Source organism: Serratia sp. JSRIV002, from assembly GCF_019968725.1.
Lineage (GTDB): Bacteria > Pseudomonadota > Gammaproteobacteria > Enterobacterales > Enterobacteriaceae > Chania > Chania fonticola_B.
The window spans coordinates 4159903-4175180 of sequence record NZ_CP074143.1 but is presented as its reverse complement, the minus strand read 5'-3'; the positions used below and the strand labels follow the sequence as shown (position 1 = coordinate 4175180).

Genomic DNA, 15278 nt, shown 5'->3' with positions numbered 1-15278 from the left:
GGTTTAACTGCGGGGGTTATTAGCCGTTCTGCGTCAAACGAATTGGCGCGGCGGCTGGCTGTGTATCAATAACTTTCAAGTCCATTTGAACTTGTGATGGGTCGTCACGCATCAAATCACCATCAGCGGTTGAGAACATAATAGTGTCAGCCCGGCCAAGTTCAGGGATTGACGTTTTAACGGTTGGCGTGATTTTCATTGTATTTTCATCACGTGTGTTGAGCATTGAACAAGTAAGGACTAAAGTAACCGCACCTTTTTTACCTGTTTCACGCACAGCTTTAATTACTCTTGCCAACTCATCAGTTAGTTCGCTGTCAAGAGTGCCTTTATTGATATATGAAAGATGTTGACTGAATGATGTAACCTTACTTTCACTCATTGATTAATCTCCTGAGTTACAGATTTTTGAGGAAAAACATAACGCGGATGTTATTAGGCCCAGACAAGCGCCTACGACAGCTCCTATCACAAAAGCAATTAGCAGCATTTTGATATTCCATTGAGAAGTAAAAAGGGCGGCTACCCGCTGAACATTGTCGCCATCCTCCGTTAAGTTGATTGGAAGAATGGATACACCCGTCATAGCCGAAGCTGATAGATGTGAGGGCTCATAAAAAACACTCATTGCGTTTCATACCCGACATCATTGGAACCTGGTCGCCGTCACAGCCGGATCGCGACTGGTATTCGTTGTGCGCCAGAATCACCTATGAACCCGGTATTTCATCCGACTTTGCTGATTTTTAAAGAGCGGGCGGCGAGTGCCGGTGGAATGAATATCACATATCGTGTAATTAAAATCAAACACGAATCGTGTCATTTGAGTGTGTGCCATGATCCCCCTTTGATTTGGATGGAGATTTATTTTCAGTAATGTTTGTGGAGACAGGATTTTCAGGCACAAAAAAACCGGCTCAGGGCCGGTTCAGTTTGGGGGGGGGTTACTCATAGTAGGGATGTTGTTAAAACTTATCATCGCCCCATTTTGCAGCAATGACTTTACCCACTAACTTCACCCCACGCTCTATGAATTCAATCATATGGAACGAAGAGTTAAGGGCTACGAGATACTCAGTTCCTGCATCTTTCAAGTATTGCCTAAACACAGCCTCATCACTGTTGTTAACTTCAGAAATGCAGTAATCACCTGATGCTAAGTCTTCAAGCGGGTCTACAAGAATCAGCATTCCAGCAGGAAAGCTAGGGCTTGCGCCTTGTGGGGCGGTCATTGAATGCCCTTTTACCTCTAACCAGAATGAAGCCTCACTTGCTCGCTTATCAGATGTGATCCATCTAATCGGCTCGAGGTCTGCGCCACTGCCTGGTGAGGATATGGGGCTACCTGCCTTGAGAGAAGTAAGAAGCATGTACTTATAATTTTTATAGACGGCTGAGCTTTCTTCACCAAAAAGCAACTCTCCCGGCGAAATCTCCAGGGCAGCACTTATCACCACAGCATCTTCTGCGCTGATCTTTCTAGTACCTAATTCGTAGTTGCCAATACGGGATATAGAACTCCATCCGCAAAGCCTTGCTAGCTGGGACTGGCTAAGGTTTTTGCTTTCTCGGAGCTGCCGCAACCGTTCATTGGGTTTTTGCATCAGCATTTTCATCCCTCAATCCTACCACATAACGTGTTTCTTTCAATTTCACGCTTTGAGTTGATCTCTTACACATATTGTGTGATATTTATCGAAATCAAATTGTGTGGAGTAGTTATGAACAACATAGCCGTACACCGAAAAAAGCTCGGTTTATCTCAGTCTGCACTGGCTTCGCTGATCGGTTGGACTACCTCGCGACTCTCAAATTATGAAATCGAGATTCGCACTCCTAGCCTAGATGACTCTCGTCTAATCGTTAGCGCCTTGAACAGCTTAGGGGCAGAGGTAACGCTGGATGACATTTTCCCGCCGCAAGCTGCTTAGCTGGTGGAAAGAGTATCTCCCGTTAACTCACGGGATGTAACTACCAAAGGAAAAGCGAAATGGTAGAGCAAAACCTTAAAGAAGTTGTGAAGGAGATGTGTGCTGCCTTCCCTGGTGGCCGTTCAGCAATGGCTGGCGCATTGGGTATGAGCAAAACGCAATTCGATAACAACCTGTACGAAAAAAACGGTTGTCGCTTTTTTGAAGTAAGCGAGTTGGAAGCGATCGAAGACCTTTCTGGCACATGTTTGTTGGCTGATTACTTCTCTGCCCGCAAGGGACGGATCAGCGTGAAAGTGCAGTCTCGGGATGATTTGGATCACGTTGAACTATTTGCCCTGGGAACGCTGGTGGCGGCTAAACGAGGCCAAGTTGATTTAACCATTCAGGACTCAATTGCAAATGATGGCGTTATCGACGCTAGAGAAGCTGCGGAAATCCTAACCCTGCATAACCGCCATGTTGCAGCTCGTGAGGAATACGTGAGAGCCGTCATTGCTTTACACAGGGAAAACTGATGAACGCTCTGGCACTGACTGGAGGCACATCACTGTGACGTAAGCCATGGGGGTTGAGCATGTACGAAAACACGTTCGTGAGAACAGTAATGCCCACGGCTTATTGCCGTGAGGATGCCGCATGGATACAGGCAAGGTTGGGTGAATTACCGATCGGGACGCGCAGCAAGGTAGCAAACCAGTATTCGGATGTTTACCAAGAAGCGTTTGACGCTGAGCCAGTGACCTACAGGCAAGAGAACGCGGGGCGCAGGGCAGCAAACAAGCGGTTGAGGTTATTCGCTGACAGGTACGCAAGGGCTAGCGTTGGACATACGCAACCGCCGCCGCTGGCGAGATAAGTTTTATTAATTTCAATTGGAGGTTTAGACGTCTAGAAGTGTCACCCCCTAAAAATGTGAATGGGGGAAAGGGGGCGGTGTTGGGTGTTAGTGCGAAGCACTGGAACAGGCTGAACCAAGAAACAGATCTAACAGATAGATCACAGTAGAAAGCCCACACGGAAGCCTAGCGGTTTAGATGGCTAAATGAGGATTCGAGAATGAATAATATTAAATCTGACGAGCAAGAAAAGTGGTTGTCAGTCCCGTTGGCTGAATATGCCGCTGCATATGAAATCAGCACAATGGGGCGGATTCGTGGAATTAACCGGATTGCAGCATCTGAAACCTTCATTCGCAAAATTCGTGGGGTAGTGCTGAAAGGGCGTATTCGTCGTGACGGTTATAAAACTGTGAACTTGAGCTATCTCCGTAACCGGGCGCAATTTTCTATTCACCAATTGGTTGCACTGGCATTTATTCCAAATCCAAAACGTTTACCGCAAGCAATTCATAAAAACGGCGACAAGTTAGATAACCGTGTTTCTAATTTGATGTGGGGAACTATCAGCGATCGCAATGATCTCTCTGTTACTTCTGGTCGCAACAAAAGCGCTGGCGCTGATAACGCACAGTTCAAAGGGCTGGTAGTTGCAAAGAACATCAAAACTGGTGAAGACAAGGTACTTTGCGGCAAGAAAGAAATCATCACGGCAGGTTTCGATCACTCGGCGGTCTATAGCTGTCTCAACGGAAGGATTAAAAGCCACCGTGGCTACAAGTTTTCCCGCACCCAAGGGGAGAATGCCTAATGTTGACAATCCAGCCACGCGAAAAACAGATTGTTGCATTGAACATGCTGCGCGCGGCATGGAAGCAACACGCATCATTCATGATGTACGCACCTGTCGGATTTGGTAAGACGGCCATAGCGGCGTTGATTACTGCCGGATTTATCAGTCGCAACATGCGCGTAATGTTTGTGGCTCCTTACACCGTTCTGTTAGACCAGACGGCAACGCGCTTTATCGAATACGGCTTGCCTGCTGAAGAAATCGGTTACATCTGGCGTGATCACCCGGCATACGACCCGCGCCGCCTGATTCAGATAGCCTCTGCTGACACGTTGATCCGCCGTGACTTTCCGGAAGATATCGATCTGCTGATCATCGACGAGGCACACCTCAAGCGTAAAAAGATTCTTCAGACCATCGAACACCTAACCACTAACACAGCAGTGAAAGTGCTAGGCCTGTCTGGCACCCCGTTCGCCAAGTTCCTCGGCACGTATTACCAGAAGCTCATCAAGCCAACGACCATGAAAGAGCTAATCAGCATCGGCGCTCTTAGCCCTTACGAGTTTTACGCACCATCCCAACCTGACTTGAGCGATGTAAAAACCTCCGAGCAAGCTGGCTATGGACGTGATTACAACGAAGAGCAGATCGGCGAGATCATGAGCGACGTTAAGTTAGTGGGCGATATCGTTAAGAACTGGCTGGAGAACGGGGAAGACCGACCAACGGTATGTTTCTGCGTGAACGTGGCTCACGCCAATTACGTTACTGTTGAATTCAACCGGGCCGGGGTAGCTGTTGAGATTATGACAGCAGCCACGCCGCATGAAGAACGTCAGCTTACTATCCGTCGCTTTGAGCAAGGTATCACCAAAATAATCGTTAACGTTGGTGTGCTGGTGGCCGGTTTCGATAGTGATGTTCGCTGCATTATCTTTGCCCGTCCTACCAAGTCAGAAATTCGTTGGATTCAGATTTTAGGGCGCGGCCTGCGTCCAGCTCCAGGCAAAGACACCTGCCTCATCTTCGACCATAGCGGCACCATCCACAAATTGGGCTATCCCGACGATATCGAATATGACTACCTGCCTGCCACGTCTGACGGCATGGAAGATGCCCCGGCCAGGGTGGTTAAAACCGATGAACCCGAGTGCCTGCCGAAAGAATGCCCCGAGTGCCACTACGTCAAGCCTTTGGGTATCTACATTTGCCCTAAATGCGGTTTCAAGCCTATCGGCGGCGAAGACGTAGAGACAGACAAAACCCGCAAGCTCAAGAAAGTGAAGCAAACCAAGGAAGTGATCACCAAAGCGGTGAAACAAGCCTGGTGGAGTCAGATCCTCTATTACCAACGTTCCCGCAGCGCACAGGGCCGACCTATCAGCGAAGGCTGGTGTAAACACATGTTCCGCGAAAAATTCAGCGAATGGCCGAACGGCCTGAGCCATATGCCAAGGGAGATCACTCCAGTGGTAAGCAACTTCATTAAATCAAGACAGATCGCTTTTGCTAAGGCGAAGCAGAAAGAAGGGAAAGCCGCATGAATACCAAACAAGCAGTAATCGGGCGTTGGCCCGAAATATTCAAGTTTTACGGCTTACCTCCGGTGACCGGTAAAAACCATTTTAAGGGTGAATGTCCGCTGTGTGGCCGTAAGGGGAAGTTTCGTTGTGATGACAAGAACGGCTCAGGTTCCTACGTATGCACTTGCGGTGCTGGAGATGGTTGGGCATTGCTGACTGGTTCCACAGGCAAGGACTTCAAGACGTTGGCGGCAGAGGTAGACAAGCTGATCGGTAGGGTATTTGTGCCTGGTGAATCTGTTCCTGCCCCCCGTTCTGGAATAGGCCCATTGCGTGAGCGTGTCAGCCATAAGTTTGCAAAGCTTACGCCGCTGCGTGGGACAGGTGCAGATGCATACCTGAAGAAGCGTGGGATCACGTCCTTGCCAATGGAGCATGTTCGCTACTGCGATAGCCAGCGGGCTGCTGGTGGTGAGTACCAATCGATATACGCGCTAGCAACCGATGATAAAGGCGAGCTTTGCTACCTGCATCGCACCTTATTAGATGGTGACAAAAAAGCGGCTGCTGCTGGTGGAGCCCAAAAGAAGATGATGAAACTACAGGAAGACAGCTATCTAGAGCATGCCAGCTCGGTAGCAATCCGCATGTTCCCACCGTCTACCACGTTGGGTATCGCAGAGGGCATAGAAACCGCGCTTTCCTGCCATCAGATAACCCGTTGTAACACCTGGGCGACTCTCAACACGGCATTCATGAAGAAATTCCGTGTTCCGCTTGGCGTTCAGACCCTGATTATTTTTGCTGACACAGACCGCCACGCAGCGGGGCATGCTGCGGCTTTCGAGTGCGCCCGTGCCAACCTTCACGCAAAGAACGATCTTCAACGGGTATTGGTTCGCTGGCCCAAATCTGGCGACTTCAATGATCTGCTGCAAAACGGCTCAGAGGTTTACGAGTGGGTATTCGAGAGGGAAAACAAATGAAGACTAAGCCGAAAAAGCCAAAGCATTACAAGGATAAGGTCTGCGCCCAATGTGGGAAGACATTCACCCCGGTTAAATACCTCCAAAAGGTCTGCGGCCCTCGTTGCGCCATTGACTACAACCGTGCTGCTAAAGCCCGTCAGGAAGAGAAGGAACGTAAAACCAAGTTGAAGATTCGCAAGCTGGCTGTTAAGCCGCTGCGCTACTTCATCAACCAGGCTCAGACAGAATTCAATAGTTATATCCGTGAACGTGACGCCGCCGAACCATGCATTAGCTGTGGGCGCTATCACGATGGTCAATACCATGCCGGGCATTACCGCACTGTAGGGAGTAACCCTGAATTAAGGTTCGATGAGGATAACTGCCATAAGCAGTGCTCGGCATGTAACAACCACTTATCCGGCAACTTGGCAGAGTACAAGCCCCGGCTTATTGCCAAGATAGGGCAAGCCAGGTTTGACCGCCTGGTAGGCCCACCGCCAAAGGTAGCCAAGCCTACTCGTAGTGACTATGAGCACATCCGAGATACATACAAAGCCAAGTGTAAGGCACTGAAGAAGGAAAAAGCAGCATGACACCTAACCAAAAGAGAAAGTTAAAGCATGAGGCATGGGCTCTTGTTGCCGGTATTCCTCGTAAGTATTACCTGGGTAAGTACAAGCGTCTTACCGAGATACAAACCCTCTGGATAAAATCATTATTGCGAGCCTGGGGTGATATGTACGGTGGCCGGATTGATGGAAAGCTGAGGTGTAGCGGCGGCAGCGGCGTATGGGGGCAACTGGTCGCTGAAGAGTGGGACGACGACAACGCTAGCCAGATAGTTAAGGTAATGGGAGAACTGCGCAAGAACGGCTATAGAGGGGAAGCACAGTTAGAGCGGGCAAAAGCCATCTTGTGGCCTAAACAATCACTGGGGGCAATGCTGGTGGCTGCTGACCGGAAGGAGGAAGAGGATTTCATGGAACGTGCAGTGCTCACAGCCATGGAACACCTAAACCCTGCATACATCATCGGTAAAAGCTTCTATGCCGGTCATCACACCGTAACAGAGCTTGGTGAAACCCTCCGTAATCATTACGCGCCGTGGCTCTCTCGCATACAGTCTGAAGATAGAGTTCGCTGGTGCTTGGAAGTGTTCAATTCTGCTGTATTCTGTTCCGTTCGTGTAGCTATCTGCATCGAAAATGAAAAAAATATGGAAAAAAGATTGCAAACGGATAATGAAACTCTATAATTCAGGTATGCTTTCGCAAAGCTGTACCATCAAGCGACTGAACAAAATGACCCGCCATCTGAGCGGGTTTTTTGCGTTTATAGGGAAAGGAAAAATGATGCATTGCCCTCTGTGCGGTCATACGGCGCACACCCGATCTAGTCTGTTAGACGACAATTACAAAACGCACTTTGGCGACAATTACACCGTGTAAACGTGACATAATATTTGGTCAAGATTAACTGGCAGTATTTCGCTTCCTTGGCAAGGCTGTTCGGTGCTCACTATGCTCCGCTCCGCCTCAGCCATACCTCGATAGCGTTGCCAATACTACCTCTGCGTTTTGAACAGCAACATCGCTGTAATTGACGCGAAAGCGGTCACGGTAATTGTCGCCATCGAAAAAGTTACATGTCTACTGGTTGTAACTCAGGCACTCTAATTGACGCCGAACGCACCGTTTTAATTGTCGTGCAACACTAGTCGCTATCTGACTGAAAAAATAGCGTTATCACCAGTGCCGGAATATTGATTGCAGTTGCACGTTTGCAAATCATGAGACAGTGGCCCGTTTAATAGCAACGCCGCAGTTGGTGGGCAAAAAAATGCCCCGAGCTAGTAGTTAGCTTAGGGCGATGGCGTTCAGAAGCATGTTGTTATTCTACATCGGCATGCTACCGATACTACAAGCGTAGTCGATAGGCTGGAATTAACTAGCTAAAAATAAATGGGAAATATCCTAAGCCTCGTGCGGACTGCGCTGATGAGTTGCCTTTTGGCATTAAAAAAGCCCTGCCAGGGTAGTGGATCAGGGCGAGGACATTCAAAGGACGTGATAATTTTATTGGACGGCACGCCACCGTCACTTGATAGGATAGCGCAAGTTCGCTCTATTACAATTTCAAGAAAAAAAACCACCCCCTCCGTTACGGGGGTGGGAGTCAATATGACCAACACCAGGGAATCTGCCTTGCTTGGGGCCATGTGGCTTCTTGATCATTTCAAGGATAAGCATGATTAATGATTTCATGAGTAAAAGCAATACTGTATGCATTGCTAATGTATGAACTGCAACAATACATAGGGCTGCGCTAATGCGTAGCCTTTTCTTTAACTTGAGGAAATGCACATGCAGAACGAACCGTATTTTTACAATCCTGGCATGACGCCGGAACAGCTTGAGGATTGGCTCGGTCAGCAAAAATTGCACCTGAGCCATTACAATCGGTTGGTTTCAGAAAGAGCCGCCTTGATCAAGCGGCTCACGGAAGTGGACAACGATTTAGAGCGATACGCACCTACATTGAAGCCAGAAAAGTTGAGTTTTCCTTGGGAGCCCAGTCCTCTTCTGGAAGCTCTTCAAAAATAAAGGCTGCTTCTGGAAGGTTAGCTGCATTGAGTAAATGCTTTGCTTCTTCTGGCACTCTACTCATCCTAAGCTCGTCTTGGAGCACGAACAAGCATTCCTCAAGTGAAAGCTGTTTTATATCAACGAGTTTCCAATTTGTTTTTGTGAAAATAAGGTGATATAAGGCATCCTTGCCATCTAGAGGTTGAAATATCGTTGCGTACTGCAGGCGGTGTTTGTAGAGGATCATCTCTAATACGAACAGTTGCGCAGTTCGGTTTCTGGCTCGATTGCCTTCGAGGTTACCATTGTTAAAATCTAAAAGGCTAACGCCGTGGTTATGGCAAACCCGTGATTTGATGGCATGCCATAAATTATGAATCGAGCTCATTAAGTTTCCCTTTTGGTTGATTTAAGCACCACCAAGATACCACCACTGCCTGAGATAAAAAATAATCAGGCTCGCAAGGCTCACTCAGGTGAGCTTTTTTTATTTCTTACGCTGGAGCACTGGTAATGGACAATAACAACCTGCCGCCCGGCTTTGTCGAGGCGTTTCTTATGTGGATAAAACTTAACGCCCCTGCGGTATACGGCTCTTTTGCCGCGTTCGGCATGGCGACGCTATTAACGCTGCGTGATGGTAAATCGTGGCTTGACGCGCTTTATGCGGGCCTTATCTGCTTATTAATAACGCTAGGCGTTATCAATTCCCTCGAGCTGTTTGGTATGAGTCAGGACAACGCACTGATCGTCGGTGTGGTCATTGGTGGCATGGGGGTAGAGAGATGCATCTCTATCCTCCGCATATTTGCCAGCATGAAGACCAATACACCGCTGGATGAAAAGGACAGGAAAAATGACCAGTAACTCTAAGTTATCAGAGCATTTCAGCAGTAACGAATTTGCATGCCGTTGCGGCTGCGGTGCGAACCAGGTATCGGCGGAACTGATCAAGGTTCTTGAAGACGCCCGCACACACTTTGCTGTGCCCATTACCATCGTCAGTGGTCGTCGTTGCCCGGCACATAATGCAAAAGTTGGCGGGGCAAAGTCCAGCCAGCATCTGCTGGGTACCGCCGCCGACATTCAGGTAAAAGGCATTCAGCCAGCCGCAGTGGCCGCGTATTTTGAAGGGAAGTATCCGGGCCGCTACGGTGTGGGGCGCTATGCCACGTTTACCCATATTGACGTTCGCACTGGCCCTTCACGTTGGAAGCAATGATGGACAAGTTCGGAACGATAGGTGCGTTGCTGGTGGCTATCTGTCTGGGCTGGTATGCCTCTTCGCTATCAGACGATTTGGATACTGCGCAGGAGGCCAACGGAAAGTTGGTAAAAGCCCTGGAAAGTAGGGATGAAACGATCGGCGCCCTAAAAGGTGCTGCTGATGCCGATCGCCGCGCCACCCAAGAACAACTGAAAATCGAACAGCAGAAGAGGGCCAAGGCCGATGCTGAAAACAGAACGTTACGCGACGCGCTGGAGCATAGCGGTTGCAATAACCAGCGCTTGCCTGATGATGCTCTCCGTATCCTGCGCAGAGAGACCAGCACCCCCGCCAGCCCCTAAGCTGATCTATGTGTACCCGCCAGCGGTACTGCTTCAACAATGCAAACAGACCCCGTTCACAGGGGAAACCTTCGGTGATGCCGTCATTGCGTTGCAGGTGAGCCAGGGTGAACTGGATATATGCGCCTCTCGTATTGAGGGGCTGATTAAGTGGCAGCGGGATAATCCGAGAGGTAATAATGAACATCAAAAACTTAAATAAAGCTAATGGTATAAAAATATTATTAGAAGAACTGCAAGATCAGCACCAGATGATTGTTAGGGGGGATGCATTAGGGGTAACTATCTCAGGTCGTTATCAGGACGCTGCGTTTGTTAAAACCATTCAACCTCATGTGTTGGCTGAATTGAACGGGCGTATTGAGGCAAAGAAACAAGAACTCGCTGAGCTTTGTATTACCTTCGCCTGACTGTTATGGCATTACAGGTGGCATTCACAGAGTGCCATCGATAATGCACGATAACCAAGAGCCTCGGCATAGTCCGGGGCTTTTCTATTTGAGGTACCCCAATGAAACAATTACAGCTTAAAGACGTTATGCAGCGCTTCACCATCACCACCCATGAGGATGGCTATGAGGTAAGCAACCCTGCCGGTACCGCTCAATATGATGCATGTGGCGCACGTACCACCGTGAATGGTATACCTGAATACTTCCCTAGCAGCATTTCCGTGAAGGATGGTACCAAGCCTGAAGCGGTGAGAACTGATGCTGAGTTGGCATCTGGTGGCTTCCCTGATGCTGCCAAGGTGCAGGCAAAGCAATTCAAGGTACACAAGGCAGAGATGAACATCAGCGTTAACGTTGATAAAGACAATCTCGATAAGCTTGAGGCGCAACTGAAACGAATTGCCGCACTGAGCCAGCCGCTCAAAATTAAAGACGGTCAGATATTTATCAAAGAAGCCGTGATCAATAGTTGCACTACAACCCGCTCTGCGATTGAAGGGCAAATAGCATTCCAGAACTGGCAGGAAGCGCACAACCAGCATGCCCGTGATGCAGTGGTGGAGGTCATCAATAAAGAGCTTCAGCCAGGCGGCGTTATCCACCAAGCCTTGAGGCGCTAAGGTCATGCAATGAAAGAGCCACGCATATATGGCAGCAGATGGGACAAGGCTCGGCGCGGGTTCCTGCAACTGCATCCCCTTTGTGTTATGTGTGCCGAGCAGGGGAGAACGGTAGCCGGTAACGTTGTAGATCACATCACTCCGCACCGCCTCAAAGAAGCGCTGAAGTCTGGTAACCGCATGGTGATAGCGAAAGCACAGAAGCTGTTCTGGGATAAAAAGAACTGGCAGACGTTATGCACATCCCATCACAGTGCAACCAAGCAACGCATGGAGAAGAGCGGCGCGGTGGTAGGTTGTGACGCCAGCGGGTTACCGCTCGATCCTAACTCACACTGGAATAAATGATGACTGCTGAACAACAAACATTACTGATGTTCAAAGGGCTGATTGCTTCATTGCCTGAAGAGAGCCAGGCGAAGGTGAAGGAAGCGGCAACAAAGCTTCGCGGAATCATTGCGGACTACCCAGGAGGTGAGGCGACGGTGGCCTTTGGCATGATTGGTGCCGAGCTTCAGATGGGTGATAGTGAAATGATAACAAAGTGAAATCATTCAAATTGCAATCATATAAATGATAATAATTATCAACTGCATCGAGGGGGAGGGCAAAAACTTCAAAAAAAATGCCCCAAATGACCGCTCGCATCCCCTCATTTTAACGCTAACCCGATTTTTTTAGTTTTAGGTAAACCCAATGGTGCAAAAACGAACTCGCTCCGACAGCTCGACGGCGGCGGTTCAGGCCATGAAAAATGCCAGTGAGGACACCATTCCACCACCGGCACATGCTGGCCTGGATAAAAAAGCCGAACCTTTCTGGCATGACAATATCAGATCGAAAGCCCTTGACAGCTGGACACCGGCTGACCTGCTGGCCGCAGCCGAACTGGCAAATAATCAGCTGTACGCGATCGACCTCCGCAAGGCTCTCAAGAAGGAGGAGCGGCAGCGCGGCGAGGAACGTAACGAACCGCTGATCAAAGATTACCGAAAGCAGATTGTCGAGTTACAGCGCACCATTCTGGCGCAGCGTCGTGATCTGCAAATCCATTCCCACGCCACTAACGGTGAAAGCCGTGACCAGAAAAATCGTAATAAAAACGATGCGGATGCTCGCCGGACAGCCGGTAAACACCAGGCAGATGATGGCAACCTGATCGCATTTCCAAAACACGGCTAGGAGTAAAGCATGACGCGAGGTGAGCGCGTGATAGCGTTCATTGAGCGCTATTGCATCGTGCCAGAGGGCAAGCTGATCGGGCAACCGATGTTGCTTGACGAGTTTCAGAAGAAATTTCTACTGGCCATCTACGATAACCCCCACGGAACGGATAAAGCCTATCTCAGCATTGCGCGAAAGAACGGCAAAACTGGCTTGATTGCGGGAATACTGTTAGCGCACCTGGTAGGCCCGGAGGCGGTGCAAAACTCGCAGATCGTCAGCGGTGCAATGAGCCAGGAACAGGCGGCGGTTGTATTTGATCTGGCCGTAAAGATGATAGGGCTTAACCCCGAATTGCAGGACATTGTTCATATCATCCCAAGCGGCAAAAAGCTGTTGGGCCTGCCGTGTAACGTTAAATACAAAGCATTGGCCGCAGAGGGAAAGACGACACACGGCCTTTCTCCTCTTCTTGCCATTCTCGATGAGGTAGGGCAGATCGTCGGGCCGCAATCGGCTTTTGTTGATGCTATTGTCACGGCGCAGGGTGCACACGACGCTCCATTACTTATCGCAATCAGTACGCAGGCGGCGAACGATGCCGATTTGTTCAGTATCTGGCTGGATGATGCGGAGAATTCAAAGGATCCGCACATTGTTTCCCACGTCTACGAGGCACCGAAAGATGCCGAATTAGATGACCGGGAAGCATGGGCCGCAGCAAATCCCGCGCTGGGTACTTTCCGATCTCTTCGTGATATGGAGAGGATGGCGGAAATGGCCGGGCGCATGCCCAGCTTTGAGAACACTTTCCGAAATCTGAATCTGAACCAGCGTGTTTCTACCGTATCGCCGTTTATGTCTCGCAACGTGTGGGAATCATGCCGCGAAGCTCCGCGGGCGATTACCGGTCAGTGCTATGCCGGGCTGGATTTGTCAGCAAGCAAGGATTTAACCGCATTCGTTATTGCGGGTCAGTCAGCGGATGGCTGGTGGAATATTTACCCCTATTTCTGGACACCAGAAAAAACCATGCGTGACAGGGCCAAAACTGACCGTGTGCCTTATGACGTGTGGGCAAAACAGGGCGTTCTGAAAACCACGCCGGGATCGTTTGTCGATTATGCCGTGGTGATCCGTGACATTGCGGAAATCATCAGTGATTTCGATATTGGCGCGATTGCCTTTGACCGCTGGCGCATTGACCTACTGAAAAAAGAGGCTGATTTGATTGGCCTGGCGCTGCCGTGGGTACCGTTCGGGCAGGGGTTCAAAGATATGGCCCCCGCTCTGGATACGCTGGAAGCAGCAATGCTAAACGGGCGTGTCAGGCATGGCATGCACCCGGTGCTGACGATGTGCGCCGGTAATGCTGTTGTGATCATGGATGCCGCCTCAAACAGAAAGCTCGACAAGTCGAAAGCGACCGGGCGAATCGATGGAATGGTGGCACTCGCAATGGCGATGGGCGCAGCAAATGGCGAAGCCGTAGCACCTGGTGGCGACTTCGATGACTTCTTATCAAAACCGTTGAGCATGTGATGGCAGATAAAACTAATTACAGTATCGACCTGCGAACGAATAACGGTTGGTGGGCGCGCGCTGCGTCGTGGTTCGTCGGTGGCCGCCTGGTGACGCCGGATCAGGGTTCGCAAACAGGCCCGGTGTCAGCGGGAGGTACGCTGGGTGATTCCGTTATCACTGACGAGCGTATTTTGCAGATCTCTACGGTTTGGCGTTGCGTCAGCCTGATTTCTACGCTGACCTCATGCCTGCCGCTGGACGTATTCGAGACAGACAAAAGTGACAACCGGATGAAGGTCGGCCTGGACAATCCCCTTGCTCGGTTGCTGCGCTTTTCCCCCAATCAGTACATGACCGCGCAGGAGTTCCGCGAGGCTATGACCATGCAGCTGTGTTTTTACGGTAATGCGTATGCGCTTATCGAACGTAACAGCAGTGGGGACGTGATCAGCCTGATCCCGTTATTGTCAGCCAATATGGATGTTCTGCTGGAAGGTAAGCAGATTATCTACAAGTACCGGCGCGACAGCGAATACGCCAAATTCAAGAAAAGCGAAATATTCCACCTGAAAGGCTTCGGCTTTAACGGGCTGGTGGGCTTGTCACCGATCGCCCATGCGGCTAAATCGGGCGGGGTTGCCGTGGCGATGGAAGACCAGCAGCGTGACTTTTACGCCAACGGTGCCAAGTCTCCGAAAATCCTCTCTGTTGGTGATCGCGTGATGTCCAAAGAGCAACGCGACCAGGTGGAAGAAAACTTCAAAGAGATTGCCGGTGGCCCTGTGAAAAAGCGCCTATGGATCCTTGAGGCCAACTTTGAAGCGCATGACATCGGTGTCAGTCCCCAGGATGCCGAAACCATGGCTTCACGCAAGTTTCAGGTCAGCGAACTGGCGCGATTCTTTGGCGTCCCCCCTCACCTTGTGGGTGATGTTGAAAAATCGACATCATGGGGTACCGGCATTGAGCAGCAGAATATGGGTTTCCTGCAATATACATTACAACCCTATATCACCCGCTGGGAACAGTGCATTCAGCGTTGGATAGTCAAGCCATCTGACCTGGGTAAATACCATGCCGAGCATAACCTTGATGGCTTGCTGCGTGGTGATTCGACTTCTCGTGCTGCCTTCATGAAAGCCATGGGGGATTCTGGCCTGCGTACTATCAACGAAATGCGACGGCTGGATAACTACCCACCGTTACCAGGGGGCGATGTTGCCACACGGCAATCACAAAACGTTCCTCTCACCGAATTAGGCAAGCAGCCCCGCGAAAGCGGGGTTTAGTTTTTATGGGGGATC

Annotated in this window: 20 protein-coding genes and 1 pseudogene; 18 read left to right on the top strand and 3 right to left on the bottom strand. The window is 49.9% G+C overall.

What is annotated here, in order from left to right; genetic code table 11:
- Positions 1-19: 19 nt before the first annotated feature.
- Positions 20-382, bottom strand: coding sequence for a hypothetical protein (locus tag KGP26_RS19635; RefSeq protein ID WP_223664487.1), 363 nt, complete (start codon positions 380-382; stop codon positions 20-22).
- 583 nt (positions 383-965) lie between these two features.
- Positions 966-1616 carry a LexA family transcriptional regulator gene (locus KGP26_RS19630; RefSeq protein ID WP_223664486.1) on the bottom strand — a complete coding sequence of 217 codons (651 nt, stop codon included), beginning with the start codon at positions 1614-1616 and terminating at the stop codon, positions 966-968.
- A gap of 105 nt (positions 1617-1721) precedes the next feature.
- Between KGP26_RS19630 and KGP26_RS19625 the strand changes: the two genes are divergently transcribed.
- The 8 genes and pseudogenes from KGP26_RS19625 to KGP26_RS19585 form a co-directional block, all read left to right on the top strand.
- Positions 1722-1931 (top strand): helix-turn-helix transcriptional regulator, encoded by a 210-nt coding sequence (locus KGP26_RS19625; protein ID WP_074030473.1) that lies wholly within the window; start codon positions 1722-1724, stop codon positions 1929-1931.
- A 59-nt stretch (positions 1932-1990) separates the two neighbouring features.
- Entirely contained in the window at positions 1991-2449 is a 459-nt protein-coding gene (locus KGP26_RS19620; RefSeq protein WP_024529212.1) for a YmfL family putative regulatory protein, read from the top strand.
- Between the two features lie 541 nt (positions 2450-2990).
- Entirely contained in the window at positions 2991-3581 is a 591-nt protein-coding gene (locus tag KGP26_RS19610; protein ID WP_223664484.1) for an NUMOD4 domain-containing protein, read from the top strand.
- Positions 3581-5110, top strand: a complete 1530-nt coding sequence (locus KGP26_RS19605; protein WP_223664483.1) for a DEAD/DEAH box helicase — start codon at positions 3581-3583, stop codon at positions 5108-5110. Before KGP26_RS19610 ends, KGP26_RS19605 begins: the two co-directional genes overlap by 1 nt.
- Positions 5107-6075 (top strand): toprim domain-containing protein, encoded by a 969-nt coding sequence (locus KGP26_RS19600; protein WP_223664482.1) that lies wholly within the window; start codon positions 5107-5109, stop codon positions 6073-6075. Before KGP26_RS19605 ends, KGP26_RS19600 begins: the two co-directional genes overlap by 4 nt.
- Positions 6072-6653, top strand: a complete 582-nt coding sequence (locus tag KGP26_RS19595; RefSeq protein WP_223664481.1) for a recombination protein NinG — start codon at positions 6072-6074, stop codon at positions 6651-6653. Before KGP26_RS19600 ends, KGP26_RS19595 begins: the two co-directional genes overlap by 4 nt.
- Positions 6650-7315, top strand: a complete 666-nt coding sequence (locus KGP26_RS19590; RefSeq protein WP_223664480.1) for a hypothetical protein — start codon at positions 6650-6652, stop codon at positions 7313-7315. Before KGP26_RS19595 ends, KGP26_RS19590 begins: the two co-directional genes overlap by 4 nt.
- A gap of 485 nt (positions 7316-7800) precedes the next feature.
- Positions 7801-7920 (top strand): annotated as a pseudogene (locus tag KGP26_RS19585) (ogr/Delta-like zinc finger family protein); the annotation flags it as partial.
- Positions 7921-8592: 672 nt separating this feature from the next.
- On the opposite strand, the gene KGP26_RS19575 reads toward KGP26_RS19585, so the two are convergent.
- Positions 8593-9033 carry a hypothetical protein gene (locus tag KGP26_RS19575; RefSeq protein WP_223664478.1) on the bottom strand — a complete coding sequence of 147 codons (441 nt, stop codon included), beginning with the start codon at positions 9031-9033 and terminating at the stop codon, positions 8593-8595.
- Between the two features lie 125 nt (positions 9034-9158).
- Here KGP26_RS19575 and KGP26_RS19570 point away from each other — a divergent pair, with 125 nt between their 5' ends.
- The 10 genes from KGP26_RS19570 (at position 9159) to KGP26_RS19525 (ending at position 15263) form a co-directional block, all read left to right on the top strand.
- Positions 9159-9512 carry a phage holin family protein gene (locus KGP26_RS19570; RefSeq protein WP_223664477.1) on the top strand — a complete coding sequence of 118 codons (354 nt, stop codon included), beginning with the start codon at positions 9159-9161 and terminating at the stop codon, positions 9510-9512.
- A complete protein-coding gene (locus tag KGP26_RS19565) occupies positions 9502-9867 on the top strand; it encodes a D-Ala-D-Ala carboxypeptidase family metallohydrolase (protein ID WP_223664476.1) in 366 nt (121 codons plus the stop codon). The genes KGP26_RS19570 and KGP26_RS19565 overlap by 11 nt, the downstream gene beginning before the upstream one ends.
- A complete protein-coding gene (locus KGP26_RS19560) occupies positions 9864-10214 on the top strand; it encodes a DUF2570 family protein (protein WP_223664475.1) in 351 nt (116 codons plus the stop codon). Before KGP26_RS19565 ends, KGP26_RS19560 begins: the two co-directional genes overlap by 4 nt.
- Before the next feature lie 179 nt (positions 10215-10393).
- Positions 10394-10624, top strand: a complete 231-nt coding sequence (locus KGP26_RS19555; protein WP_223664474.1) for a hypothetical protein — start codon at positions 10394-10396, stop codon at positions 10622-10624.
- 101 nt (positions 10625-10725) lie between these two features.
- Positions 10726-11286 carry a hypothetical protein gene (locus KGP26_RS19550; RefSeq protein ID WP_223664473.1) on the top strand — a complete coding sequence of 187 codons (561 nt, stop codon included), beginning with the start codon at positions 10726-10728 and terminating at the stop codon, positions 11284-11286.
- Positions 11287-11295: 9 nt separating this feature from the next.
- Positions 11296-11634 (top strand): HNH endonuclease signature motif containing protein, encoded by a 339-nt coding sequence (locus tag KGP26_RS19545; protein ID WP_223664472.1) that lies wholly within the window; start codon positions 11296-11298, stop codon positions 11632-11634.
- Positions 11631-11834: a hypothetical protein gene (locus KGP26_RS19540; RefSeq protein ID WP_223664471.1), complete on the top strand. Its 204-nt coding sequence runs from the start codon at positions 11631-11633 to the stop codon at positions 11832-11834. Before KGP26_RS19545 ends, KGP26_RS19540 begins: the two co-directional genes overlap by 4 nt.
- Positions 11835-11982: 148 nt before the next feature.
- The gene (locus tag KGP26_RS19535; RefSeq protein WP_223664388.1) at positions 11983-12468 is read left to right on the top strand and encodes a terminase; all 486 of its coding nucleotides are present in this window, start codon (positions 11983-11985) and stop codon (positions 12466-12468) included.
- Positions 12469-12477: 9 nt separating this feature from the next.
- Complete coding sequence (locus KGP26_RS19530) at positions 12478-13992, top strand: terminase large subunit (protein WP_223664387.1); 1515 nt, start codon at positions 12478-12480, stop codon at positions 13990-13992.
- On the top strand, positions 13992-15263 hold the full coding sequence (locus KGP26_RS19525) for a phage portal protein (protein ID WP_223664386.1): 1272 nt from the start codon (positions 13992-13994) through the stop codon (positions 15261-15263). Before KGP26_RS19530 ends, KGP26_RS19525 begins: the two co-directional genes overlap by 1 nt.
- Positions 15264-15278: the final 15 nt, after the last annotated feature.